Here is a 23,696-nt window from a genome sequence, read left to right on the forward strand (position 1 = left end):
CTTCGCTCAGACCAAGGGCTTGGCCGCGACCTGCAACCGCATGCCGACACCGAGGCGGTTCCAGGTGTTGATCTGCGAGATCGCCACCGTGAGTTCGACGATCTCCGTATCGCTGAAATGCGCCTTCAGGGCGTCGAATTCGCCGTCGCGCGTGTCGTGGCTGTCCGCCAGCCGCGTAAGCGACTCGGCCCACGCGAATGCCGCACGCTCGCGTTCACTGTAGAAGCCGACTTCACGCCAGGTCGGCAGGCTGTTGATGCGCTGCCACTCTTCGCCTTCCTTGCGCAGGTCGCGCACGTGCATGTCGAGGCAATAGGCGCAGCCGTTGATCTGCGAGACACGGGCAAAAACCAGGTCGACCAGCTTCTTGCCGAGCGTGGTCGATTCGATGCTGGTGTTGACGGCGAGGATGGCCTCGAAGGACTTCGGCGCGATCTTGAACCAGTTGAGGCGGGCGGTGGTGTTCATGGGTTTCTCCAGAGGGGTTGACGATGAAATCTGCTGTCTACCCTCTGAAGACGGGCGACGCGTTCGCCCTGTGACACCTCACGCGAGTTATTTTGAAAACAGTTGCGCGATGCGCGCCAGCTTGTCGGGATTGCGCTGCGCGCGGATGCGCACGATGAGGTCGTTCTCGATCTCGAAGGTCTGCGCCGATTCGAGTTCGCCGTCGAGAAAGCGCAGCATGCCGGGCTCGCCGTTGATGTCGACCAGTTCCATGCGCACCGACGCACCCATGCGGCGCCAGAGCGAGAAGTAGAGCTGCGCCAGCCGCTGGCTGCCGCGCAGGATCTTGTCGAAGGTCTGGACCTTGCCGCCGCCGTCGCCAAGAAGCTCGGCGTCTTCCGACATCAGCGCCTTCAGGTCCTGCAGGCTGCCGCGCGCGGCGGCATCGGCGAAGGCGCGCAGCAGGCGCTGGTGGGTTTCGCGCGGCACGCTGAAACGCGGTCGCGCCTCTTGCACCTGCAGCTTGGCGCGGTGCACCAGTTGCCGGCAGGCGGCCTCGCTCTTGCCGAGGGTGCGGGCCACTTCGTCGTAATCGGCGTCGAACACCTCGCGCAGCAGGAAGGCGGCGCGGGCCTCGGGCGCCAGGCGCTCCAGCACGGCAAGGAACGCGACCGAAACGTCGTCGGCGCGTTCGAGCAGTTCTTCAGGTGTGTCGGGCGCCTCGGTCAGCGTGGGCTCGGGCATCCAGGTGCCGATGTAGTGCTCGCGCTGGACCTTGGCGGCACGCAGCCGGTCGATCGACAGCCGCGTGACGACGGTCACGAGCCAGGCTTCGGCGCTGTCGAAGCTGTTCTTGTCGGCGTCGTGCCAGCGCAGCCAGGCGTCTTGCACGACTTCTTCGGCTTCCGCGACGGAACCGAGCATGCGGTAGGCGATGCCCTGCAGGCGCCGCCGATGGCTGTCGAAAGTGAGGGTGGGGTCGTCCATGTCGGGCTAGACGGCTGGCGCCTGCGGTTTGTGACGGCCTGCCCCAAAAAAACGCCCCGGCGTGCGGGGCGAGTTTCTTATGCGCCTTGATATTCGGGCTTGGGGCCCAGGGTGGCGGCGATTTCCTTGCGGTAGCGGTTCAGTTCCTGCACGGTCTTGAAGCTGCGGTTCATGAGCAGGCTCAGGTTGTGCAGGATGCGCTCGCCGACCTTGGATTCCCAGACCGCATCGAACTTGATCTGCTTGTCGAGCCAGTGCTCGAGCCAGTCCGGGTCGGGCATGCGGCTCTGGATGGTGTCGTTCGGGAACAGCGACTTGTTCACGTGCAGGTTGGTCGGGTGCAGCGCCTGGGCGGTGCGGCGCGCGCTGGCCATCAGCACGCCGACCTTGGTGAACGCGGCACGGGCCTCGTCGCCGAACTTTTCCATGGCGCGCTTCATGTAGCGCAGGTAGGCGCCGCCGTGGCGGGCTTCGTCCTGGCTCAGCGTGGTGTAGATGTGCTTGATGACCGGCTCGGTGTGCCACTGGGCGGCACGGCGATACCAGTGGTTCAGGCGGATCTCGCCGCAGAAATGCAGCATCAGGGTTTCGAGCGGGGGGGCCGGGTCGAAGTCGAAGCGCACTTCGTGCAGTTCCTGCTCGGTGGGCGCGTGCTTCGGGCTGAAGCGCTTCAGGTACTCCATCAGCACCAGCGAATGCTTTTGCTCTTCAAAGAACCAGATCGACATGAAAGCCGAAAAATCGCTATCGTGGCGGTTGTCGCGCAGGAACATCTCGGTGGCCGGCAACGCCGCCCACTCGGTGATGGCATTCATCTTGATGGTCTGCGCCTGCTCTTCCGTCAGCAAAGAAGCGTCGAACGACTGCCAGGGAATGTCTTTGTCCATGTCCCAGCGGACGGATTCGAGTTGTCTGAAGAGTTCCGGATAGAGCATCAATGTCTTTCTATGGCCGCCGATTTTAGTCGGCCCGTTTGGCGCGACCATGACAGACGCGCGATGATGCGAATACGCGCGCCGTTGCGGCACGGATGCACACCCCCCTTTGAACCAGGAGCCCGCCATGCGAACCCTCTCCCGATTGTCGACGCTCTTGCGCTGCGCCCCTGCTATTTCCCTCGTGGCGGGCCTGTTTACTGTGCTTCCCGCAAGTGCCCAGAGTGCGCCCGCCGCACCCGCCCCGGCAGAGGCGGCAGGGTGCCCGACCATCCTGCAACACACCTTCCCGCGGCTGCAGGATGAAAAGCCCCAGACTCTGTGCCAGTACTCCGGCAAAGTGGTTCTGGTGGTCAATACGGCCAGCTTCTGCGGCTTCACGCCGCAATACAAGGGGCTGGAAGCGCTGGACCTGAAATACCGTGCACGCGGCCTCGTGGTGCTGGGCTTCCCGTCGAACGATTTCTCTCAGGAATCGGGCTCCAACAAGGAAATTGCCGACTTCTGCGAAAGCACCTTCGGCGTGAAATTCCCAATGTTCGCCAAGTCGTCGGTGCGCGGCACCGACGCCAATCCGCTGTTCAAACAGCTCGCGCAAGCCTCCGGCACCACGCCGAAATGGAACTTCTACAAGTACCTGATCGGGCGTGACGGCAAGGTCGTGCAGGCATGGTCGAGCATGACGGCGCCCGACGAAAACGGGTTCGTGAACGTCATCGAAAAGCAGCTCGGAACAAATTAAGACTGAGTAGTTCACAAAAATACGAATCGGTAATATTATTTACCGATGCGTCTAGACCTTCGTAAACCTACAGAAACAAACGTTTACCAATCCAGCGGGAACCGTGCTGCGGAGGTCGCGCTCCTAACTTGCGTGGGCAGTGATTGCCCAGCAAGTTTCATGTTGCGAGGTCTTCCGGGCGCCTGCCGTCCGGTTGAAATCCCGAGGCGATTCTTCTCCTCCTCCCTCCCTCCCTCCTTCGCGTCGGGGCGCCTCGCAGCATTTTTATCTTCCCGCCGGGCGGGGGTTTCGCGATGACGCAGCCCCCTCGCATCGCCGTCATCGGCGCCGGCATCTCGGGTCTGGCCGCGGCGCATTCGCTGCGCGACGCGGCCGAGGTCACCCTCTTCGAAGCCAGTGACTACTTCGGTGGCCACGCCCACACGGCAACGATCGAGCTTGCGCGCTCAGCCACCGACAGCACCCGCGTTGCGCACGGCGTCGACACCGGCTTCCTGGTCTACAACGACCGCACCTATCCGAACCTGATCCGCCTTTTCTCCGAACTCGGCGTGGAGACCGCGCTGTCGGAGATGTCGTTCTCGGTCCAAGCCACGCGAGACGACAACGGCGGCCCGCTCGAATGGAGCGGCAACAACCTCGGCACCGTCTTCGCCCAGCGCCGCAACCTGTTCGACGCCCGCTTCCTCGGCATGCTGCGCGACCTGCTGCGCTTCAACCGCCTGACCACGCGCATCGCCCAGGCCGGCACCGAGGGCGAGCTGGCCCAGCCGCTCGGCGACTTCCTCGACGCCCACCGCTTCGGCGCGGCGTTCCGCGACTGGTACTTCCTGCCGATGATGGGCTGCATCTGGAGCTGCTCGACCACGCAGATGCTGGCGTTCCCGGTCGCGACCATGATCCGCTTCTGCCACAACCATGGCCTGATCCAGATCGCCAACCGGCCGCAGTGGCGCACCGTGCGCGGCGGCTCGCGCCACTACGTCGAGAAGATCGTCGCCAGCCTGGCCGACAAGCGCCTGAACACGCCGGTCCGCCGCATCACACGCACGGACGACAACGGCGTGCTCGTTGCCACCGACAGCGGCACCGAGCGCTTCGACCACATCGTGCTGGCCACCCATTCCGACCAGTCCCTCGCCATGCTCGGCGACGCCAGCCCGGCCGAGGCCGCGGTGCTGGGCGCGATCCGTTACCAGGCCAACCACGCCGTGCTGCACACCGACGCTGGCGCGCTGCCGCAGCGCCGCTCGGCCTGGGCGGCCTGGAACTACGAACGCGCGGCAGCCAGCGACCGCGAATCGGGCCGCGTCTGCCTGCATTACCTGCTGAACAAGCTGCAGCCACTGCCCTGGGAACAACCGGTCGTCGTTTCGTTGAATCCGGTCCGCGAAATCCAGCGTAGTCAGGTCATGGCCGAATACGACTATGACCACCCGGTGCTCGACCTTGCCGCGATCCGCGCGCAAGCCGAAGTGCCCGCCCTGCAAGGCCAGCGCAACACCTGGTTCGCGGGCGCGTGGATGGGCTACGGCTTCCACGAGGACGGCCTGAAGGCAGGCCTGGCCGCGGCCCAGGGCCTGCGGGCTCGCCTGTCTGTCACCGACGGCGACGCGACCGCGAGGCACGCGGCATGACGCCGACGCAGGCCGTGCCGCTGATGGGCTTCGGAGAAGTCCGCCACACACGCCTGCGCCCGGCGCACAACGCCTTCGTCTACCCGACCTACTTCCTGATGCTGCCGATGCGTGCCCTGCGCGCACGCGGCAGCGACACGCTCGCGGTCAACCGCCGGGCCGCCCTGTCCTTCTTCGACATCGACCACGGCGACGGCCGCGCGCCCAACCAAGGCGGCGCGCTGGCCTGGCTCGACGAGCTGCTGGCCGCCCACCAGATCCACGACGCCGATGGCGAAGCCTGGCTGCACTGCTACCCGCGCGTGTTCGGCTACACCTTCAAACCCGTGAGCTTCTGGTACTGCCACACGGTCGAAGGCGTGCTGCGGGCGATCGTGGTCGAGGTCAACAACACCTTCGGCGAACGCCACTGCTACCTGTTGGACCGCCCGGTGTACGGCGCAGAACTGACGGCCACCAAGGCCTTCCACGTCTCGCCGTTCTGCCAGGTCAGCGGCGACTACCGCTTTCGCTTCTTCGTCGATGCCGACCTCACGCGCACCGTGGTGCGCATCGACCACGACGACGCCGACGGCCCGCTGCTGCAGACCAGCGTGAGCGGCGAACTCGCACCGATGACCGCGGCCAGCGTGCGGCGCGCGCTGTGGCGCTACCCCGCCATGACCTTCGGGCTGATCGCGCGCATCCACTGGCAGGCTGCCCGGCTCTGGCTCAAGCGCGTGCCGTTCGTCGCCAAGCCGGCGCCGCCCACCCATTTCGTTTCACGCGACAACCAGCAGCAGGCGAACCCATGACCACGACCCACACCGCCTCCTCCGCCTCGCGCTTCTCGTTGCCGCAAGACGCCCCGGGCGCCGCGCGCACCGTGCTCGGCCTGCTGCAGCGGCTGGCCTACGGCTCGCTCACCGTGCGCCTGCCCGACGACTCGGTGCGGCACTTCGGCGCCACGCCGGGCAGCGGCCCGACGGCCTCGCTCACGCTGCGCAACTGGAACGTCTGCAAGGCCGCGCTCAAGTCGGGCGACATCGGTTTTGCCGAGAGCTACATCGCGGGCGACTGGACCACGCCCAACCTCACCGAGCTGATCAAGGTGTTCATCGCCAACCGCCGCGCCATCGAGGACGTGGTGTACGGCAGCTGGTTCGGCCGCCTGCTCTACCGCGTGCGGCACATCATGAACCGCAACAGCAAGACCGGCAGCTCGCGCAACATCCACGCGCACTACGACCTGGGCAACGCGTTCTACAAGCTCTGGCTCGACGACACGATGAACTATTCGTCGGCCTGGTTCGAGGGCAAGTTCGACAAGCCGATGCCCGAGGCGCAGCGCGCCAAGGTGCGCCGCGCGCTCGAACTGGCGGCCGTGAAGCCCGGCGACCGCGTGCTCGAAATCGGCTGCGGCTGGGGCGCGCTGGCCGAGATGGCCGCCTTCGATTTCGGCGCTTCAGTGACCGGCGTCACGCTCTCGACCGAGCAATTGGCTTTCGCCCGGCAACGCACGGCGGGCCTGAAGACCGACCTGCGCCTGCAGGACTACCGCGACATCGACGACGCGCCCTTCGACGCCGTCTGCTCCATCGAAATGGTGGAAGCCGTGGGCCGCGAATACTGGCCGACCTACTTCGCCAGCGTGAGCCGCCTGCTCAAGCCGGGCGGCCGCGCCTGCGTGCAGAGCATCGTGATCGACGACCAGTTGTTCGACCGCTACATCGACTCGACCGACTTCATCCAGCAGTACATCTTCCCGGGCGGCTGCCTGCCGTGCCCGCGCGAGTTTCGCCGCGAAGCCGAGGCCGCGGGGCTGGAGGTGGTGGACGAATTCGCCTTCGGCGCCGACTACGCCGAGACGCTGCGCCGCTGGCGCGAGAGCTTCCTGGGGCAGCGCGCCCACATCCTGCAGCTTGGCTTCGACGAGCGCTTCATGCGCATCTGGGAGTTCTACCTGGCCTACTGCGAGGCCGCGTTCTCGCAGGCCAACATCGACGTGGTCCAGTACACGCTGCGCAAGCGATAGAGCGCGCGGCCCTTCGTGTCGTCTTCTTTCGGCCCCTTCGACGGCTTGCGCTACGGACTGCTCGGGCTGCCGCTCGCCTTTGTCGCGCTGCCGCTCTACGTGCTGCTGCCGAACCACTATGCGCGCGCCTTCGGCGTGCCGCTGGCAACGCTGGGCGCGGTGCTGCTCGGTGCGCGACTGCTCGATGCGTTGATCGACCCGCTGCTCGGGCGACTGAGCGACCGGCTGCATGCGCGTTCGCCGCAGGCGGTGCTCGGTGCCGGCGCCATCGCGGCCGGTGTGTTGTTGCTCGGCTTCGGACTGCTGTTCTTTCCGCAGTTGCTGGTCGATCCTGCGCGGCAGGGCGCACTGCTCGTCGCTGCGGCCGTGCTGCTGGCCATCGCCTACGCGGGCTACAGCATGCTGAGCATCTCGCACCAGTCTTGGGGCGCGATGCTGGGCGGCGACGCCTTGCAGCGCGGCCGCATCGTGGGCTGGCGCGAAGGCATGGGACTGGTCGGCGTGGTGCTCGCGTCGGTGGTGCCGGCACTGGCCGGGCTGCCCGCGATGGTGGGGCTGTTCGGCATCCTGCTGGCCATCGGCTGGGTGTTCTGGACACGGGCGCCCCGGCCGGCGCGTGCCGCCATCCCTCGTGTGGCGATCGACCTGCGGCTGCCGCTGCGTCGCCCTGCGTTTCGCCGCCTGCTGACGGTGTTCGTGCTCAACGGCATCGCGAGCGCGGTGCCGGCGACGCTGGTGCTGTTCTTCGTGCAGGACCGCTTGCGCGCGCCCGCTTCGCTGGAGCCGGCCTTCCTGGGTCTTTACTTCGTCGTGGCGGCAGCGTCGATTCCGGTGTGGCTGCGCATCGTGCGCCGCTGGGGCCTGGCGCGCAGTTGGCTGGGTGGCATGTGCATGTCGGTGGCGGTGTTCGCGTGGGCCGGCGCGATGGGCGCGGGCGACGCGGTGCCTTTCCTCGTGGTCTGCGCGCTGTCGGGCTTTGCGATCGGCTCCGATCTCGTATTGCCGGGCGCCTTGCTGGCCGGGATCATTGCCGAGGCCGGCGACCAGCCGCATGCCGGTGCCTACTTCGGCTGGTGGAATTTCGCGACCAAGCTGAACCTGGCGCTGGCCGCGGGCGTGGCCCTGCCACTGCTCGGGCTGGCGGGTTATGTGCCCGGCGCGCGCGAGCCCGCGGCCCTGCAGGCGCTTTCGCTGGCCTACTGCCTGCTGCCCTGCGTGCTCAAGGTGCTCGCGGGCGTGTCGCTCTGGGCCTTGGTGATCCGGCCGGCGTCCGGTGGATCGACTGCATCGGCGCCTGTTCCCGAGGCTTCGCAGTGAAGCCGTTCAATCCGCCGCTGGCCGACTGGCACGGCAAGACGGCGTGGATCGTCGGCGCGTCCTCGGGCATCGGCCGTGCGACGGTGCTGGCGCTGCTCGCACGCGGCGCACGGGTCGCGGTATCGGCGCGCAACCGTGAGGCGCTTGAAGAAGTCGCGGCGATGCACAACGACGCCAGCCGGCCGCCGAGCGTGATCGTGCTGCCGCTCGACGTGCGCGATGCTGCCGCGGTGGCGGCCGCGCACGCGCAGTTGCAGGCCGTCGCGGGACAGATCGACTTCGTGCTCTACAACGTCGCCACCTACGACGCGCTGCGCGCCGACGCGTTCGCGCTCGATGCGATGCTGGCGCACCAGCAGATCAACTATGTGGGCGCCCTGCATGTGCTGGCTGCCGTGCTGCCCGACTTCGTGGCGCGCGGCGCGGGCCATCTCTCGATCACGGGCAGCGTGGCCGGGTTTCGCGGGCTGCCGCAGAGCCTGGCCTACGGCCCGACCAAGGCGGCGCTCGGCAATCTGGCCGAGGTGCTGTACATCGACCTGCATGCGCGCGGCATCGGCGTCAGCCTGGTCCAGCCGGGGTTTGTCGAAACGCCGCTCACGGCGAAGAACGATTTCAGGATGCCGGCGCTGATCACGCCCGCAGAGGCCGCCGAGGCCATGCTCGACGGCTGGCGCCGGGGCGCCTTCGAGATTCACTTTCCGCGCCGCTTCACCTTCTGGATGAAGCTGATGCGGGTGCTGCCGTACCGGCTTTACTTTCCGGCGGTGGCGCGCTTCACAGGCCTATGAGATGAGTCGAAGGATTCTTCGCGGAACACCGCGGAACCGGCTTCGCCGGGCCGCTGGTGTTGCCCCGGCGAAGGGGCGACACGAAGTGCGCGAAGCCTGGGGAAGAGTCAAGGCTTCGTATCGATGAAGCTGGGGCGCAGCATCAGCTTGTCGTACAGCTTGGCGAGGTTGCTGTGGTCGCCGCGCCAGTCGATTTCGGGAAAGCGCAGGTTCAGCCAACCCAGCGTGCAGCCCACCGCGATGTCCGACAGGCTCAGGTGAATGCCGCTGCAGAAGGGCTTGTCGCCCAGGCCCTTGGACATGGCGGCCACGCCGTCCTCGACCTTGGTGCGCTGGCGTTCGATCCATGCCGCGCTGCGCTCACCGTCGCTGCGGCCAGTCCAGGTGGCTTCGAGGCGCCAGAGCACGCCGGCGTCCATCACGCCATCGGCCAGCGCTTCCCAGGTCTTGACCTCGGCGCGTTCGCGGCTTTGCTGCGGGATGAGCTTGCCGACGGGCGACAGGGTGTCCAGGTATTCGACGATCACGCGCGAGTCGAACATCGCCTCGCCGCCTTCCATGATCAGGCAGGGCACCTTGCCCAGCGGGTTGGAGCTGGCGATGGTGGTGTCGGCAGCCCAGACGTCTTCGATCACGAACTGGTAATCGAGCCGCTTTTCGGCCAGCACCACGCGCACCTTGCGCACATAAGGGCTGGCGGCCGATCCGATCAGTTTCATGAAGACTCTCTCCCTTTGCTTTGACAACATTTGTTCATAATCATTTTAGGTGAACGGGAAAACCAGAGGCCCGAATCGACCCCAATGTGTCGGGGCCGCCCCACGGACCGGCGGCCGCCTAAAATTCGGGCATGAGCTTTTCCACCGTTTCCGCCCTCTCCCCCCTGGACGGTCGCTATGCGACCAAACTCGCGGCACTGCGCCCGCTGATGAGCGAACAGGGCTACATGCACCGGCGCGTGCAGGTCGAAGTGGCGTGGTTCATTGCGCTGTCGGACTGCGGCTTCGCCGAATTCAAGCCCCTGACGGGCGGCGCCCGCAAATACCTGCTGGGGCTGGTTGCCCATTTCTCCGAGACCGATGCGCTGGCCATCAAGGAAATCGAGAAGACCACCAACCACGACGTGAAGGCGGTCGAATACTGGATCAAATCCAAGTTCGAAGCCCGGCCCGAGCTGCTCGCCGCCGCTGAATTCGTGCACTTTGCCTGCACCAGCGAAGACATCAACAACACCAGCCACGCCCTGCAGATCCAGGCCGCCCGCGAAAAAGTGGTGCTGCCCGCCATCGACGGCCTGATCGCCAAGCTGCGCGAAATGGCGCACCAGTTCGCCAACGTGTCGATGCTCTCGCGCACGCACGGCCAGACGGCCAGCCCGACCACGGTCGGCAAGGAAATCGCCAACGTGGCGGTGCGCCTGTCGAAGGCCCGCGCGCAGATTGCCTCGGTGCAGCTGCTGGGCAAGATGAACGGCGCTGTCGGCAACTACAACGCCCACCTGGCCGCCTGGCCCGACTTCGACTGGGAAGCCTTCAGCCGCAAGGTGATCGAGACGCCGGCGCCGCTGGGCCTGGGCCTGAGCTTCCAGCCGTACAGCATCCAGATCGAGCCGCACGACTACATGGCCGAGCTGTTCGACGCCGTGGCGCGTGCCGACACCATCCTGATCGACTTCTCGCGCGACATCTGGGGCTACGTGAGCCTGGGCTACTTCAAGCAGCGCCTGAAGAAGGGCGAAATCGGCTCCTCGACGATGCCGCACAAGGTCAACCCGATCGACTTCGAGAATGCCGAAGGCAACCTGGGCCTGGCCAACGCGGTGCTGCGCCACCTGAGCGAAAAGCTGCCCATCAGCCGCTGGCAGCGCGACCTGACCGACAGCACGGTGCTGCGCAACATCGGCGTGGCCTTCGGCTACGCCACGCTGGCCTATGCCAGCCTGGCCACCGGCCTGGGCAAGCTCGAACTCAACCAGGAAGCGCTGTCGGAAGACCTCGACGCTTCGTGGGAAGTGCTGGCCGAGCCGATCCAGACCGTCATGCGCCGCTTCGGCGTGCAGGGCGCCTACGAGCAGCTCAAGGAAGTGACGCGCGGCAAGACCGTCACGGCCGAGGCGCTGCACGGGCTGATCCGCTCGCTCGACATCCCGGAAGAGGAAAAAACCCGCCTTCTGGCCATGACGCCAGCCAGCTACGTCGGCAAGGCTGCGGAACTCGCCAGTAGAATTTAAGACTTCGTGTACCGATGCACCAGCCGCCTGAGGGCGGCTGTTTTCGTCGCATCGCACCCACTCCCCAGCCAACGCACCTGCAGGATCGACAAGGAACTGCAGCTGGCCCGCTCCATCACCGGCGACGTCGGCCAGTGGACCGACCTGGGTGCCACGCGGCATCGCGGCCTGGAATCGGCGCTGCGCTACGACTTCGGCGACCTGAGCAACGCGCTCAAGGGGCTGTCGGTTTCGGGGACCTACACCTACACGCAGGCCACCTCCAAGGCCGGCGTGTTCGCGGGGCGCGACCTGCCGTTCTATTCGCGCCAGGTGGCATCGCTCGGCGCACGCTACGAACGCGGCCCTTGGGTCTTCAATGCCGACGTCTACGCGCAGTCGAAGCAGCGCTCGCCCGGCTCGCCCGACACCGGCGCGATCTACGTCACGCAGGAAGACGCGACCGGCCGGCTCGGCAACATCCCCGGCTACACGACCGTGAATCTGCGCGCAGGCTACGACTTCGGCCCGAACATGCGCAACCTGAAGCTGGCCGTGGGCATCAAGAACCTGTTCGACCGCCGCTACTACAACCGCTCGGTCGACAACAATGGCGGCAAGTACGTGGGCCAGCCGCGCACGCTGTACGTGCAAGCCTCGGTGGCGTTCTGAGTCCGGGGGTGCGCGCGCATACACTCGCGCACCCATGGCCCTCAAATCCACCATCTTCAAGGTCGCCCTCGCGGTGGCCGACATCGACCACGGCTACTACGCCGACCATGCGCTGACCCTGGCGCGCCACCCGAGCGAAACCGACGAGCGGATGATGATCCGGCTCGTCGCGCTCGCGCTCAATGCGCACCAGCTGCAGGACGTCTGCAACGGCGACGGCACGCTGACCTTTGGCGCCGGCCTGTCGAACGTCGACGAGCCCGACGTCTGGCTGCGCGACTTCACGGGCCAGATCAAGATCTGGATCGAGGTCGGCCAGCCCGAGGACAAGCCCGTCCTCAAGGCCTGCGGCAAGGCGGACGAGGTGATCGTCTATTGCTTCAACCACGCTGCCGAGATCTGGTGGCGCGGCATCGAGAACAAGCTCACGCGGCCACAGAACCTGAAGGTCTACCGCGTGCCGACCGACGCCTCGCAGGCACTGGCCGCGCTCGCGCAGCGCAGCATGCAACTGCAGGCGACGATCCAGGAAAACACGCTGACGCTGGGCGACGGCACGAACAGCATCGACATCGAACTGCTGCGCTGGAAGTAGCCCGCCGCGCCGGCGAGGTCAGACCGCCGGCATCATTTCGCCGCACTGCCAGCACTGTTCGAAACCGCCTTCGACCTGCTCCCCGCACACGCATTGCCAGCTGCGTTGCGGCCGGTGCTGCACAGCGTGCAGCACGCGTTGAGCAAGCTCGAACTGGCTTTCATCGTCGATCCAGATTTCGGGCAGGCACTGGTCGGGCGGCAACTGGCCCATCACCGCGCCGAGGAATTCACGTTGCACAGTGGCCTCGACGCCCTCTTCGCGCAAGGCGTGCACCCACAGCGTCGCGATCGCAAGGTTGGGGGCTTGGGCAAGGCGGCGCATGCGGTCGTGCCGGCCTTCAGGGCGTGTCGTCGGGACCGAGCGGCTCGGTCGGATCGTCGGGCCACTGCGGCGGCTCGGCCTCGCGGGCGCGCTCGGCGTAGCGGTTGAAGCGCCAGGCCGAGTCTTCCATGGTGATGCGGCGCCAGGTCACGCGCTTCTCGACCGGCGTCATCGCGGGCCAGTACTGCACTTCGTCGAAGCTGCGCCCGCAGCCCTTGCATTCGTCGTCGCCCTGGCTGGTGGAACAGATCGCGATGCAGGGCGTGTCGGGGGTGCTCTCGTACCAAGCCATCCAGGCAGCCCAGGCTTTGGGAGGGAAGCCGACCTCGTCGACCTCGTCCTCGTGGTGAAAAACCATGAGCGCGTAGACCTCGGCCAGCGCGCGCAATTCGGGTCCCAGCGTGACCCCGTCGGGCGAGGGTGTTCTCTCGCGCCAATGGTTGATGGCGGCCTCGATGTCGGTGATGTGTATGGCGGCCATGAAGAGTGGAAAAAGCAGCGAGCGGCGATCATAGTCCGCCAATGTCCCGCGATCCCAAAGGGCCATGCTCGCTACCAAAAGAGGAGCGCCTATCGCCCTGTTCATGCGCGTTTCGGGCTGGTTCTTCTTAAATTCGTGAAAACTTTCGATTGCCACGCCGCGGCCTTCGATGCTCTAATTCCGCCCACGAAGGGGAGTAGCTCCCGACCGCTGCCAACGGCAGCGCGAATCGCCAGGTCGTCAATACGAAGCAAAACACTTCCGGCCTGTCGGACAACGTACGCGCACTGGCGCGCGCGCTGTCGAGCAAGACCTTCGATTTGAACCTGCGCAGGTTTGGTCGAAGCGTTCTCGAGTCCCCGGTTCCACCCGGTTTCTTCATTTCCACGCTTTCGACCAGCCCCGTGCGGGATGAATCGAAACGCATCGGTATGCGCCTGCCCGTCATCGTCCCACCCAGGAGAGACAGGCGGGGCGCGAAGACAAAGAGGAATTTATGGAATTGTTCATGACCCCGGAGTTCTGGGTCGCTGTCGGTCAGATCATCATGATCGACATCCTGCTCGGTGGCGACAACGCCGTCGTGATCGCGCTGGCCTGCCGCAAGCTGCCGCCCGCACAACGCACCAAGGGCATTCTTTGGGGCACCGCCGGCGCCATCGTGCTGCGCGTGATCCTGATCTTCTTCGCGCTCACGCTGCTGGCCATTCCGTTCCTGAAGCTGGTCGGTGCCATCCTGCTGGTGTGGATCGGCATCAAGCTGCTGGCCCCCGAGCATGACGACGCACACGGCAACATCACCGGCAGCGACAAGCTGTGGGGCGCGGTCAAGACCGTGATCATTGCCGACCTCGTGATGAGCGTGGACAACGTCATCGCCATTGCCGGTGCCGCGCAAGGCGCAGGTGCCGACCACCAGATGCCGCTCGTGATCTTCGGCCTGCTCGTGAGCATCCCGATCATCGTCTGGGGCAGCCAGCTCGTTATCAAGCTGATGGACAAGTTCCCGATGATCATCACGCTGGGCGGCATGCTGCTGGGCTGGATCGCAGGCACGATGGCCGTGTCGGACCCCGCGCTGGCGAACACCGCCGCCTGGACCTGGGTGCCGAAGGTGCCGCAGACCGACGTGATCAAGTACGCAGCCGGCATCGCTGGTGCGCTGCTCGTGCTGGCGATCGGCAAGTGGGTCGCGGCCCGCAACAAGCCGGCAACGGCCGCCACGCCAGGCTGAGCGCCGCAAGCTCTCGCCTCGACGCTTCCTGTACCCCTGTCTCTGTCACTCTAACTACCTGAAGGAGCACTCATGGAAAAGATCATTCTTTATGTCGACGACGTCACCTATGCCTGTGAACAGTTCGCCGAACTCGCACCGGACGCGAACAGCGTCGTGGCGCGCCATTGGGTGCTGGTGGCCTGCGCGCCGCGCATGACGCATCGCATCAGCAAGTGGGTGAGCCACAGCGCGCGCGAAAACTGGCGCGCCAAGTGGTTCAGCAAGGTGCAGGCGCAGATGCTGCCGCTGCTGGAGCGCAACGGCGGCCAGGTGACGCCGGTGCTGGCCATGGGCCCGCTGGCCGAACTGACGCTTCAACTGAAGCGCGAGCATTCGGTGGTTCATGTGGTCGATGCGCGCCGCCCGAAGATCGGCGTCGACCTCGAACCCGTGACGCCCGACCAGAAGCCCGCGAACCAGACAGGCTGGGCGTTCCCTGGTGCGGTGATGGGCATGGGTGCACTGCTGGTGCTGGCGAACGAACTGGCCGAGTAAGCATCAAGACAGGCCACACAGGCCTTCACGACGAGCCCCGACGCGGCAACGCTCCGGGGCTCGTCGTTTGTGGGGCTCTGGGGTATCCTGCGCCGCATGCGCATCATCATCAAATGGCTGCTCAGCGCCGTGGCGCTGCTGGCGGTCGCCTACCTCTACAGCGGTGTCCAGGTCAACAGCTTCGGCTCCGCGCTGATCGCAGCGGCGGTCATCGGCCTGCTCAACATGATCGTGCGGCCGATCCTGGTGGTGCTGACGCTGCCGGTCACCATCGTCACGCTCGGGCTGTTCCTGTTCGTGATCAATGCGCTGCTGTTCTGGGCCGCCTCGGGGCTGCTCGGCGGCTTCCACGTCAACGGCTTCCTGGCCGCGCTGATCGGCTCGCTGATCTACTCGCTGCTGGGGCTGCTCATCGAATCCGCACTGGGCGGACTTCTTTCGCGGCGCTGAGCGGCGCTGCCGTTATTTGCTACTTCAGCGGCGGCTCTTCGGCCTGCTGCTTCACCAGCACGTCGACCGCCCGCGCGCGGGTGTCGATGATCGACGCCTCGTAGTGATCGATGGACTTCCCGGACTGCCGCATCAGCTCCTGCGCCGCCTTGAAGCGATCGCGCGCGGCCGGGTAGTCGAGGATCGCCACGTTGGCTTCGGCATCAGCCCGCACCGCGCGCACCGTGTCGTTCTGGGCCCCATAAAGATTGGCCAGCGTGCGCCACGCCGTCGCGTCGCGCGGGTTCACTGCCACCCAGTCGCGCAGGGCGGGAATCATCGGCGCGGGCTGGCGCATGGCAATGGCGGCTTCGGCTGCGAGCAGCATCTCGGGCCGCTCCTTCGACTTGGCGTCCAGCAGCGTGGCCGCCTTCGGCGCTGCACCTGCGGCGAGCTCGATCTCCGCGCTGAGCCAGCGCGCCTGCTTGGCAGCGGGCGCGTCGTCCGCGGTGCGTGCCACCAACCGTTCGGTCAGCGCGCGCGCCGCTTTGTAGTCGCGCATTTCCTTGGCCGATAGCGCGGCGGCATAGAGCGTGCCGGCCTGCTGCACCGGTGTGCTTTTTGCAAACTCGCCGGTCGACGCGGAGTCGACCCAGAGCCGCAGCACGTCCACGCCCGGCCGCGTCAGCACGCGGGCACGCGCGGCGATCATCGCGTGGTCCATGACCGGCGGGACCGGGGGCGCCGCATCCATGCGGAACTGGAACCGCCCCTGCATGTCGGAGATGCGCTCGGTGGTGAGCGGGTGGCTGCGCAGATAGGGGTACGAGCCGTTGTCGTTCAGGCGCGAGGCGTACTGCAGCTTCTCGAACATCGCCGCGGCGCCCTGCGGCGCGAAGCCCGCCTGCGTCATCACGCCGAAGCCGATGCGGTCGGCCTCGCGCTCCATGTCGCGCGAGAAGTTCAGCTGGTTCTGCGCGAACAGTGCCTGGCTGCCCATGATCACCGCCTGGCCGGCGTCCCCGCTGCGGCTCTTGCTGGCAGCGATCATCCCCAGGATCAGGCCGGCCAGCATCAACGGCAACTGCTTGCCCTGCTTGTCCATGATGCGCGCGATGTGGCGCTGCGTGACGTGCGACAACTCGTGCCCGAGCACCGTGGCCAGCTCATCGCGACTGCCGACGACGGCCACGAGGCCCAGGTTCAGGCCCAGATAACCGCCCGGCAGCGCAAAGGCATTGATGTTGCGGTCGCGCCCGAGCAGGATGGTCCAGGCGAAGCGCTCGTCGAGTTCGGGCGTCAGCTCGCCGCGCGCGCGGGCGGCAGCCAGCAGCCGCTGCCAGATCTCCTGCACGTAGGCGGCGATCACCGGGTCGTCGACATAGTCGGTGTCGCGGTACAGCTCTCGGGCGATCTGGTCGCCGAGATGGCGCTCGGCACTGGCCGTCATCTCGCCGCCGTCGCCCATGCCGGGAAGTACCTGCATCTGGGCCAGCGCGGGGGTTGGCAGCAATACCTGGGACGCTATTAAAAAAGTAGCGCATAACGACCGCAGGATGGGCGTGAGCGGGCTTTTTCTGTGGGGATCGGGAGTCAAGCGCGGCATTCCTCGTCTGTGGCTCGGGCTCGTATGATGCATCCCCAAACCGAACGTTCACACATGAAGTCTCTCACCCATTTTGACGCCCAGGGGCAGGCCCACATGGTCGATGTCGCCGGCAAGCCCGCCACCCACCGCGTGGCCGTGGCCACGGGACGCATCGAGATGCAGCCGGCAACGCTGGCGCTGATCGAATCGGGGACGGCGAAGAAGGGGGATGTGCTGGGTATCGCGCGGATCGCGGGGATCCAGGCAGCGAAGAAGACCAGCGACCTGATTCCGCTGTGCCATCCGCTGGCGTTGACGCGGGTGGCCGTGGCGTTTGCGATGGCGGAAGGCGGAGAGGTCCCGCAGGTGGCGTGTACCGCGACGGTCGAAACCGTGGGGCCGACCGGGGTGGAGATGGAAGCGCTGACCGCCGTGCAGGTCGCGCTTCTCACGATCTACGACATGTGCAAGGCGGTGGACCGGGGGATGCGGATCACGGATGTGCATGTGTTGGAGAAGCATGGGGGGAAGTCGGGGAGCTGGGGGGCCCCATAGGTTCGGCGCGCTTGCGCCCCCTCCAAAGTGCAACGCTTTGGAGCCAAACGGTCGCGAAAGCGGCCTTTTTTATTGCTTTGCGAAACCGCCCACCCACAGCTTGAACCGTTCAGCGGTCGGAGCGCGACGTTCGTCGCCCCAATGCTTTGTGACATTCTTAAATCCGAGACACCTGTGTACATTTGTAATTTGCATTTCTAAACTGCAACCGCTTTTTGCGGCCCCTCTATGAACAAGCTCCGACGCTCATTGCGCGGTCCGTCAGCACACACAGGCCAAGCCGACGGCAGGCCATCCGCGGGCAGGATGCGGGGCGTCACGCTCGTCGAATTGCTGGTTGTCGTTTCAATCATTGGCGTACTGCTGGCATGGGCCGTCCCGTCGTTCAATCTAATGATTCAGCGAAATCGCATGGCGTCGGAGAGCAATGGGTTTGTGGGCGACCTGCAGTTCGCGCGGGCCGAGGCCATTAAGCGGGGACAGCCGGTCACGCTCTGCCCAGCCAACGCCACGTCCACGGCTTGCGCGAACAGTGCGACCTGGAGCACCGGTTGGATCGTTTTCAACGACCCCAATGGCAATCAAACCGTCGATGCCGGCGAGGTCGTTCTGAGAAAACAGACCGCGTGGCGCGGCACTGACACATTCATCGGCACTCAGAAATTCTTTTCCTTCAGTCGCGACGGCTTCGCGATGGGGTTGTCTGGACCCGAATTGATCATGCTCAAGACAACCCCCGAAAACACCACTCTGACCCGGTGCGTCAAGCTCGCCTTGACGGGACGACAGCAAGTGCTCAGCGGGAGCGACTGCAAATGAGGCCCGCAAGACTTCAACGCCGCGAGCGCGGCTTCACCCTCCTCGAAGTGCTGGTAGCCATCCTGCTTGTTTCCATCGGCATCTTTGGCTTTGCCAAGATGCAGGCCTTGGCACTTTCGAGCACCCAGGTGGCGAGCAGCCGTTCCATCGTCGCCATGCAGGCCGCGAGCCTTGCTGCCGCGATGCACGGCAATCGAAAATTCTGGGGCGGCGGCACGGCGCCAACGAGCTTCACGACCAAGGGCGCGGTTGTTACCGACACCTCCAACGTACTCACAGCCACAGGAGTCGCCTGCTCCCAAGCGGCCACGCCCAGCACTGCACCCTGCGCGCCTGACAAGCTGGCCGCCTATGACGTGCAACAGTGGGCGGCGCACATGGCTGGCCTGTTGCCCGACTACTCCTCCACCGTGACCTGCAGCAACACAGCCGGAATTCCGGTGAGTTGCGTGCTGAACATCGTGTGGACAGAAAAGTACGTGTCGATCTCACGCAGCACAGCATCTGCGCCAACCAGCTTTGCCACTGGCGGCGACAGGTTCTACACCCTCTACATCGAACCGTGATGCAAGCCTCCATGCGAAACCGCCGACTCATCCAGCGCGCGCACCAACTCGGCTTCTCGATCATCGAATTGATGGTCGCCATCGCGATCGCGCTTTTCATCATCGGTGCCGTTGCGAGCATTTACCTGAACATGCGCAATACCTTCACGTCGCAGGATTCACTCGCCCAGCTTCAGGACAGCGAGCGCCTCGCGCTCACGATGCTGACCACCACGATCCAGTCAGCGGGTTATTTCGTGGACCCCACGAAGACGACGGCGCTCACCTCGCTGCCGGCGGTAACGGTCACCAGAGCAGACAAGAGCACGTCGGTATTTTCCGCAGGACAAGCCGTCGTTGGAAGTGGCGATGGCACGGGAAATGGGAGCAACAGCGACACGCTAGCCGTGCAGTATCAAACCGCCCAGAACGATGGATTGATGAACTGCCAGGGCGCGACCAATACAACGACACCGCTACTGGTGTCAGTCAACAGCTTTGCCATCAATTCGACCAACGAACTGACCTGCACTGTTGGCTCCGGCTCCCCAGAGGTGCTCGCAAGCAACGTCTATCAGATGAGCGTCCTGTATGGGGTCGATACGGACTTGGACGGGAGCATGGACACCTACATGACGGCTTCCGCCGTGACCACAGCCAATGGCTGGGCCAATGTCTACACCGCACAGGTCACGCTGACATTTCTCGACGTGATCAAGTCCAAGCTTGGCGCGCCGGTGCAGATGCCAACGTCGGTTGTCCAGACCATCAACCTGATGAACCGGCAGTGACGCCCATGCCAATGTCAAACTCACTTTCACACCCACAACGGCGGACGCTCCGACGAAGCCGCGCGCCACACACGCGACAAAGCGGCGTGGCCTTGATCACAAGCCTGCTGATTCTGGTCGTCGTCACACTGATCGCGGTCAGCATGTATCGCAGCTTTGGCCTGCAGGAGAAGATCGCGGGCAACACGCTCGAGAAACAACGCTCACTACAGGCTGCGGAAAGCGCGCTCCGATACGGCGAATGGTGGATACAGCAAGCCAACACCGGTTTGGCGGTAGCGTGCAGCGGCAATGCGGTCAATGGCAATGTGCTGACCAACATGAGGGTCTGTACCAACATGCTTTCCAAGCCGGAAACCCTGCCATGGGCAGGAGCCATGGATTACCAGCCGCCGACGATGTCAATCTCGCTAAACGGTGGCCTCAACAACACCGACCCCAGCAAGGCGAACGACATCAACTATGTCAAGACCCCGAGTCTGTACATCGCCTATCTAGGCCTGGGGCCCGATGGAAAGTCCGTGCTCTATCAAGTCACCGGCGCCGGCTATGGTGGTAGCTCCACCGACAGCGCCAGCGTCGTTCAAAGTGTCTACGCGATGACGTTTCGAGTCGTCGACCTGAGTGGTCCCTGAAAGCCTCTATATGACTTCAAAGCAATTTCGTCTGGCCTGCACCGCGCCCTTCCTGGGCATGCTGGCGTTCAGCGCCCATGCGCAACTCGTGATCAGCGACACGCTCACTGGTGGCGCATCGTCCTATGACTGGCAAAGCCTTGCCGGCGCCTGCTTGACCGCAGGCACCAAATTGACCGGCACACCGATTCCGAAGTGCGTCGGCCTGCCTTACTACAGTGGCAAGACACTGGTGGGCGGTGTCTCGGGCTTGCTCGGAACCGACGGCGACCCGGACGGGCAAGGCGCATTGCGGCTCACCAACGGCGACACCGGCGCGGGCTCCAACGGCAACAACCAAACGGGCGCGGTCTATTCGAAGTTCTCATTTCCTTCGAACCAAGGCCTGGAGGTGACGTTCAAGACGGTGACCTATGGCGGCAACGCCTACAAGAATTCTGCCGGCCAGGCATCCGGTGCGGACGGCATCGCATTCTTCCTGGTCAACGCCGACCAGGTCACGAGCGTCGATGCGACCAGCAAGACCGGCGCCTTTGGTGGCAGCCTGGGTTACAGCTGTGCCAATGGCAAAAACGTTAACGACGGGCTGCTCGGCGCGTACGTGGGATTGGGCATTGACGAGTTCGGCAATTTTTCCAATCCTGGCGACAACACGGCCAGCGGTCCGGGTACGGGCCCTGGTCGGGTCAGCCTGCGTGGTGCGGGCAACATCCAGTGGACCTGGCTGAACACCAACTTCAAGAAGTACTATCCCGACTCACTCTCCTCGACCGACCAGCAGAGCGCCGTAGGCGCCACCTGCAGCACCGGTTTTCTGCAGAACTACAGCGGCGACATAATCGTTGACGCCAACAATAAATCCATCGGCAAAAAGAAATCTACGACCGAGCCGATCATCGACTACCCCCTGATCGCCTACAGCGATCTGCCAGCGGGATCGACGATCTACAACCAGCAAGCCACGGGCAAGCCACTTCGCGGCTCTGCAACACCGATTACCTACGGCCTGAAGATCACGCAGGACGGCCTGCTTAGTCTTTCGTACAGCTACAACGGCGGCACGGCCACGCCGGTGATCACGAACCAGTTCATCACTGCATCGAACGGCGCGTTGCCGTCGAAGTTCCGGTTCGGGTTCAGCTCCGGTACTGGCGGCGGCAGCAACGTGCACGAGATCATGTGCTTCAAGGCTGCGCAGATCAATACATCGGCGAGTTCGGCCGGTATCAACATCCAACAGTCTGCGAAGGTACAAGTGGGCACGCAGCTGTATCTGGCTTACTACCACCCGACGAACTGGTGGGGTCAGTTGACAGCGCAGAACCTCGTTCTCAATACGACGAACGACACGGTATCGATCAATCCGACGGCGAATTGGGACGCGAGTTGTGTTCTGACTGGCGGTAGTTGTAGCGCAACCGGCGCCACCAGCACCGCGGTTCAAGCATCGAGCAGCCGGAACATGCTGAGTTGGAATGGGTCCACAGGCATTCCCCTGACGTGGTCCAGCCTGACCACTGCACAGAAAACAGCGCTGGATCCTCAGGCGGTGTCGAACGGCAACTCCACGCGATTGGACTACCTTCGCGGTGATCGCACCAATGAAATCAATACGTCCGGCGTGGGTCTTTATCGAGTCCGCAACAGCGTGCTGGGCGACATCGTCAACTCCAGCCCGACCTGGGTCGGTGCGCCCAACCTTCCCTATCAGGACACGTGGAATGACGCGCTCTTCCCCACAGCCACCATGGCGGAAGGCTCGACGAGCTACGCCAAGTTCGCAAGCGACAACGCAACGCGAACCAATGTCGTCTACGTGGGCGCCAATGATGGGCTGCTACATGGCTTCCGCGCCGGCGCCTACGATGCAGCTGGCAATTTCGACACGACGGCGCTGAATGATGGTCGCGAGCTTGTCGCCTACATGCCGAACACCGCGCTGAAGACAATCCGCTCATCCACTCCTGCGCTCGACTACTCCTCTGCGCAGTACAGCCACAATGCCTTTGTCGACGCAACACTTGGAACTGGCGACCTTTACTACAGTGGCGCATGGCACACGTGGATCGTCGGCGGCCTGGGTGCGGGCGGCAACGCCACAGGTGTCGTCGGCGACCTGCTGGGCACCGCCAATGGCACGCTCTATGCGATGGACGTAACCAACCCCGGCAACTTCGTGGAATCAAAAGCGGGCAGCCTGGTCCTGGGCGAATGGGATTCGACCAATCTTGCGTGCAACGGCGACACCACGTCGGCCCTGTGCAAGGACAGCCTGGGCAGCGTCTATGGCACACCGATCATTCGCCGCCTGCATGACGGCAACTGGGCCGTCATCTTCGGCAACGGTTTCAACAGTGCGTCGGGCAAGGCCGGCATCTTCGTGATGACCGTTGACCAAGCCTCCGGCAGCAAGACTTTCCGCTTTCTCGAGGCCGCAGGCCCGGCCAAGAATACGGCCGGTGTAATCACGGCGCGCAACGGCATCTCGCAGGTGACGTCAGCTGATCTGGACGGCGACCATGTCACCGACTACGTCTACGCGGGCGATGTGTTCGGGAACGTGTGGCGCTTCGACCTGACGAGCAACAAGCCGACGGAATGGGCTGCTCGCTCATTGGCCGTCTTTTCGACTGGCGGCCCCCCCATCACCACGCGACTGACGGTGACGTCTGCGCTTGCCTCCTCGACCGCGCCGCGCGTCATCGTGAGTTTTGGCACGGGGCAGATCCTCCCGCAAACCCAGACCTCCGCGGCAACGCCGGCAACCGGCACGCAATCCCTGTTTGGCATCTGGGACTGGGACATGGATGGATGGAACGCAAAGAAAAGCACCCAGTACACGAGCCTGAAAAGCCCTCAGACCGTCAATGCCGCCGCACTGACTGCACAGGTCGCGACTGACGTCGCCTACACCAACGCAGACATCTCGGGCGTGCGTACCGTGACCCAGAACCCGATCTGCTGGAGCGGGTCCACGGCGTGCAAGACAGGCAACACCAAGTTCGGATGGAAGTTGCCGCTGCCCGGCACCAACGAGCAAATCATCTACAACCCGGTGATCGTCGACGGACTGTTGCTTGTCAATACGACGCTGCCGTCGGTCGCGAAAGTTCTGACCTGCGACGCTCAACCGGCCTCGGGCTTCACGATGGCCATTGCGCCCGACACTGGTGGTGCACCTCAGACCTCTTACTTCAGCGATGCCACGAACAAGTTCGTCACCGCCAACGGCCTCGTGGTATCGGGCATCGGCTTGAGCGGGGTGGGCTCTCCCTCCACGGTCAGCACGAATGGCAAGAAGTACCTCGTCACACAGACCGTCAGTGGCGCAGGCTCGGCGAAGCAGGTGAACCCTGGCGCCAATGGCAACGGCGGTCGCTTGACCTGGGTCAAGCGTCGTTGAGCTTCGCAC

The 23,696-nt window shown here is 64.7% G+C and carries 24 protein-coding genes and 1 pseudogene; 18 read left to right on the top strand and 7 right to left on the bottom strand.

Features of this window, described 5'->3' with window-relative positions; translation table 11 throughout:
- Positions 1 to 6 precede the first annotated feature (6 nt).
- The 3 genes from H7F35_RS10835 to H7F35_RS10845 form a co-directional block, all read right to left on the bottom strand.
- Positions 7 to 468, bottom strand: coding sequence for a carboxymuconolactone decarboxylase family protein (locus H7F35_RS10835; RefSeq protein ID WP_187112868.1), 462 nt, complete (start codon positions 466 to 468; stop codon positions 7 to 9).
- An 87-nt stretch (positions 469 to 555) separates the two neighbouring features.
- On the bottom strand, positions 556 to 1,434 hold the full coding sequence (locus H7F35_RS10840; RefSeq protein ID WP_187112869.1) for an RNA polymerase sigma-70 factor: 879 nt from the start codon (positions 1,432 to 1,434) through the stop codon (positions 556 to 558).
- Between the two features lie 77 nt (positions 1,435 to 1,511).
- A complete protein-coding gene (locus H7F35_RS10845; RefSeq protein ID WP_187112870.1) occupies positions 1,512 to 2,369 on the bottom strand; it encodes a ferritin-like domain-containing protein in 858 nt (285 codons plus the stop codon).
- Between the two features lie 127 nt (positions 2,370 to 2,496).
- On the opposite strand from H7F35_RS10845, the gene H7F35_RS10850 reads away from it, so the two are divergent.
- The 6 genes from H7F35_RS10850 (at position 2,497) to H7F35_RS10875 (ending at position 8,870) form a co-directional block, all read left to right on the top strand.
- The gene (locus H7F35_RS10850) at positions 2,497 to 3,111 is read left to right on the top strand and encodes a glutathione peroxidase (RefSeq protein ID WP_187112871.1); all 615 of its coding nucleotides are present in this window, start codon (positions 2,497 to 2,499) and stop codon (positions 3,109 to 3,111) included.
- A gap of 293 nt (positions 3,112 to 3,404) precedes the next feature.
- Positions 3,405 to 4,748, top strand: coding sequence for an NAD(P)/FAD-dependent oxidoreductase (locus H7F35_RS10855; protein ID WP_187112872.1), 1,344 nt, complete (start codon positions 3,405 to 3,407; stop codon positions 4,746 to 4,748).
- Positions 4,745 to 5,542, top strand: coding sequence for a DUF1365 domain-containing protein (locus tag H7F35_RS10860; protein ID WP_187112873.1), 798 nt, complete (start codon positions 4,745 to 4,747; stop codon positions 5,540 to 5,542). Before H7F35_RS10855 ends, H7F35_RS10860 begins: the two co-directional genes overlap by 4 nt.
- Positions 5,539 to 6,762 carry an SAM-dependent methyltransferase gene (locus tag H7F35_RS10865; protein ID WP_187112874.1) on the top strand — a complete coding sequence of 408 codons (1,224 nt, stop codon included), beginning with the start codon at positions 5,539 to 5,541 and terminating at the stop codon, positions 6,760 to 6,762. Before H7F35_RS10860 ends, H7F35_RS10865 begins: the two co-directional genes overlap by 4 nt.
- 15 nt (positions 6,763 to 6,777) lie before the next feature.
- Positions 6,778 to 8,079: an MFS transporter gene (locus H7F35_RS10870; protein WP_187112875.1), complete on the top strand. Its 1,302-nt coding sequence runs from the start codon at positions 6,778 to 6,780 to the stop codon at positions 8,077 to 8,079.
- Positions 8,076 to 8,870, top strand: coding sequence for an SDR family NAD(P)-dependent oxidoreductase (locus H7F35_RS10875; protein WP_187112876.1), 795 nt, complete (start codon positions 8,076 to 8,078; stop codon positions 8,868 to 8,870). The genes H7F35_RS10870 and H7F35_RS10875 overlap by 4 nt, the downstream gene beginning before the upstream one ends.
- Positions 8,871 to 8,977: 107 nt before the next feature.
- Here the strand turns inward: H7F35_RS10875 and H7F35_RS10880 are convergent, their stop codons facing one another.
- Positions 8,978 to 9,589, bottom strand: a complete 612-nt coding sequence (locus H7F35_RS10880; protein WP_187112877.1) for a glutathione S-transferase N-terminal domain-containing protein — start codon at positions 9,587 to 9,589, stop codon at positions 8,978 to 8,980.
- Between the two features lie 131 nt (positions 9,590 to 9,720).
- On the opposite strand from H7F35_RS10880, the gene purB reads away from it, so the two are divergent.
- The 3 genes and pseudogenes from purB to H7F35_RS10895 all read left to right on the top strand — a co-directional run bounded on the left by purB (position 9,721) and on the right by H7F35_RS10895 (position 12,346).
- On the top strand, positions 9,721 to 11,100 hold the full coding sequence (gene purB, locus H7F35_RS10885; RefSeq protein ID WP_187112878.1) for an adenylosuccinate lyase: 1,380 nt from the start codon (positions 9,721 to 9,723) through the stop codon (positions 11,098 to 11,100).
- An 87-nt stretch (positions 11,101 to 11,187) separates the two neighbouring features.
- Positions 11,188 to 11,751 (top strand): annotated as a pseudogene (locus tag H7F35_RS10890) (TonB-dependent receptor domain-containing protein); the annotation flags it as partial.
- A 34-nt stretch (positions 11,752 to 11,785) separates the two neighbouring features.
- Complete coding sequence (locus tag H7F35_RS10895) at positions 11,786 to 12,346, top strand: YaeQ family protein (protein ID WP_187112879.1); 561 nt, start codon at positions 11,786 to 11,788, stop codon at positions 12,344 to 12,346.
- An 18-nt stretch (positions 12,347 to 12,364) separates the two neighbouring features.
- Here H7F35_RS10895 and H7F35_RS10900 read toward each other — a convergent pair whose 3' ends face one another.
- Both H7F35_RS10900 and H7F35_RS10905 read right to left on the bottom strand, forming a co-directional pair.
- A complete protein-coding gene (locus tag H7F35_RS10900; protein ID WP_187112880.1) occupies positions 12,365 to 12,670 on the bottom strand; it encodes a putative signal transducing protein in 306 nt (101 codons plus the stop codon).
- A 16-nt stretch (positions 12,671 to 12,686) separates the two neighbouring features.
- Positions 12,687 to 13,151: a DUF3717 domain-containing protein gene (locus H7F35_RS10905; RefSeq protein WP_187112881.1), complete on the bottom strand. Its 465-nt coding sequence runs from the start codon at positions 13,149 to 13,151 to the stop codon at positions 12,687 to 12,689.
- A gap of 496 nt (positions 13,152 to 13,647) precedes the next feature.
- Here H7F35_RS10905 and H7F35_RS10910 point away from each other — a divergent pair, with 496 nt between their 5' ends.
- The 3 genes from H7F35_RS10910 (at position 13,648) to H7F35_RS10920 (ending at position 15,372) form a co-directional block, all read left to right on the top strand.
- Positions 13,648 to 14,385, top strand: a complete 738-nt coding sequence (locus H7F35_RS10910; protein WP_187112882.1) for a TerC family protein — start codon at positions 13,648 to 13,650, stop codon at positions 14,383 to 14,385.
- 72 nt (positions 14,386 to 14,457) lie between these two features.
- Complete coding sequence (locus H7F35_RS10915) at positions 14,458 to 14,922, top strand: hypothetical protein (RefSeq protein ID WP_187112883.1); 465 nt, start codon at positions 14,458 to 14,460, stop codon at positions 14,920 to 14,922.
- 96 nt (positions 14,923 to 15,018) lie between these two features.
- Positions 15,019 to 15,372 (top strand): phage holin family protein, encoded by a 354-nt coding sequence (locus H7F35_RS10920; protein WP_187112884.1) that lies wholly within the window; start codon positions 15,019 to 15,021, stop codon positions 15,370 to 15,372.
- Between the two features lie 19 nt (positions 15,373 to 15,391).
- Here H7F35_RS10920 and H7F35_RS10925 read toward each other — a convergent pair whose 3' ends face one another.
- On the bottom strand, positions 15,392 to 16,957 hold the full coding sequence (locus H7F35_RS10925; RefSeq protein WP_187112885.1) for a M48 family metalloprotease: 1,566 nt from the start codon (positions 16,955 to 16,957) through the stop codon (positions 15,392 to 15,394).
- A gap of 54 nt (positions 16,958 to 17,011) precedes the next feature.
- Between H7F35_RS10925 and moaC the strand changes: the two genes are divergently transcribed.
- The 6 genes from moaC to H7F35_RS10955 all read left to right on the top strand — a co-directional run bounded on the left by moaC (position 17,012) and on the right by H7F35_RS10955 (position 23,687).
- The gene (moaC, locus tag H7F35_RS10930) at positions 17,012 to 17,494 is read left to right on the top strand and encodes a cyclic pyranopterin monophosphate synthase MoaC (protein WP_187112886.1); all 483 of its coding nucleotides are present in this window, start codon (positions 17,012 to 17,014) and stop codon (positions 17,492 to 17,494) included.
- A gap of 228 nt (positions 17,495 to 17,722) precedes the next feature.
- On the top strand, positions 17,723 to 18,313 hold the full coding sequence (locus H7F35_RS10935) for a GspH/FimT family pseudopilin (RefSeq protein WP_187112887.1): 591 nt from the start codon (positions 17,723 to 17,725) through the stop codon (positions 18,311 to 18,313).
- Between the two features lie 47 nt (positions 18,314 to 18,360).
- Positions 18,361 to 18,879 (top strand): pilus assembly protein, encoded by a 519-nt coding sequence (locus H7F35_RS10940; protein WP_261803597.1) that lies wholly within the window; start codon positions 18,361 to 18,363, stop codon positions 18,877 to 18,879.
- Positions 18,879 to 19,649, top strand: a complete 771-nt coding sequence (locus tag H7F35_RS10945; RefSeq protein WP_187112889.1) for a PilW family protein — start codon at positions 18,879 to 18,881, stop codon at positions 19,647 to 19,649. Before H7F35_RS10940 ends, H7F35_RS10945 begins: the two co-directional genes overlap by 1 nt.
- A gap of 86 nt (positions 19,650 to 19,735) precedes the next feature.
- The gene (locus H7F35_RS10950) at positions 19,736 to 20,284 is read left to right on the top strand and encodes a PilX N-terminal domain-containing pilus assembly protein (RefSeq protein ID WP_261803598.1); all 549 of its coding nucleotides are present in this window, start codon (positions 19,736 to 19,738) and stop codon (positions 20,282 to 20,284) included.
- Positions 20,285 to 20,294: 10 nt separating this feature from the next.
- Positions 20,295 to 23,687 (top strand): pilus assembly protein, encoded by a 3,393-nt coding sequence (locus tag H7F35_RS10955; RefSeq protein WP_410010772.1) that lies wholly within the window; start codon positions 20,295 to 20,297, stop codon positions 23,685 to 23,687.
- Positions 23,688 to 23,696: the final 9 nt, after the last annotated feature.

The sequence above is a fragment of the Variovorax sp. PAMC26660 genome, from assembly GCF_014302995.1.
Classification (GTDB): domain Bacteria; phylum Pseudomonadota; class Gammaproteobacteria; order Burkholderiales; family Burkholderiaceae_C; genus Variovorax.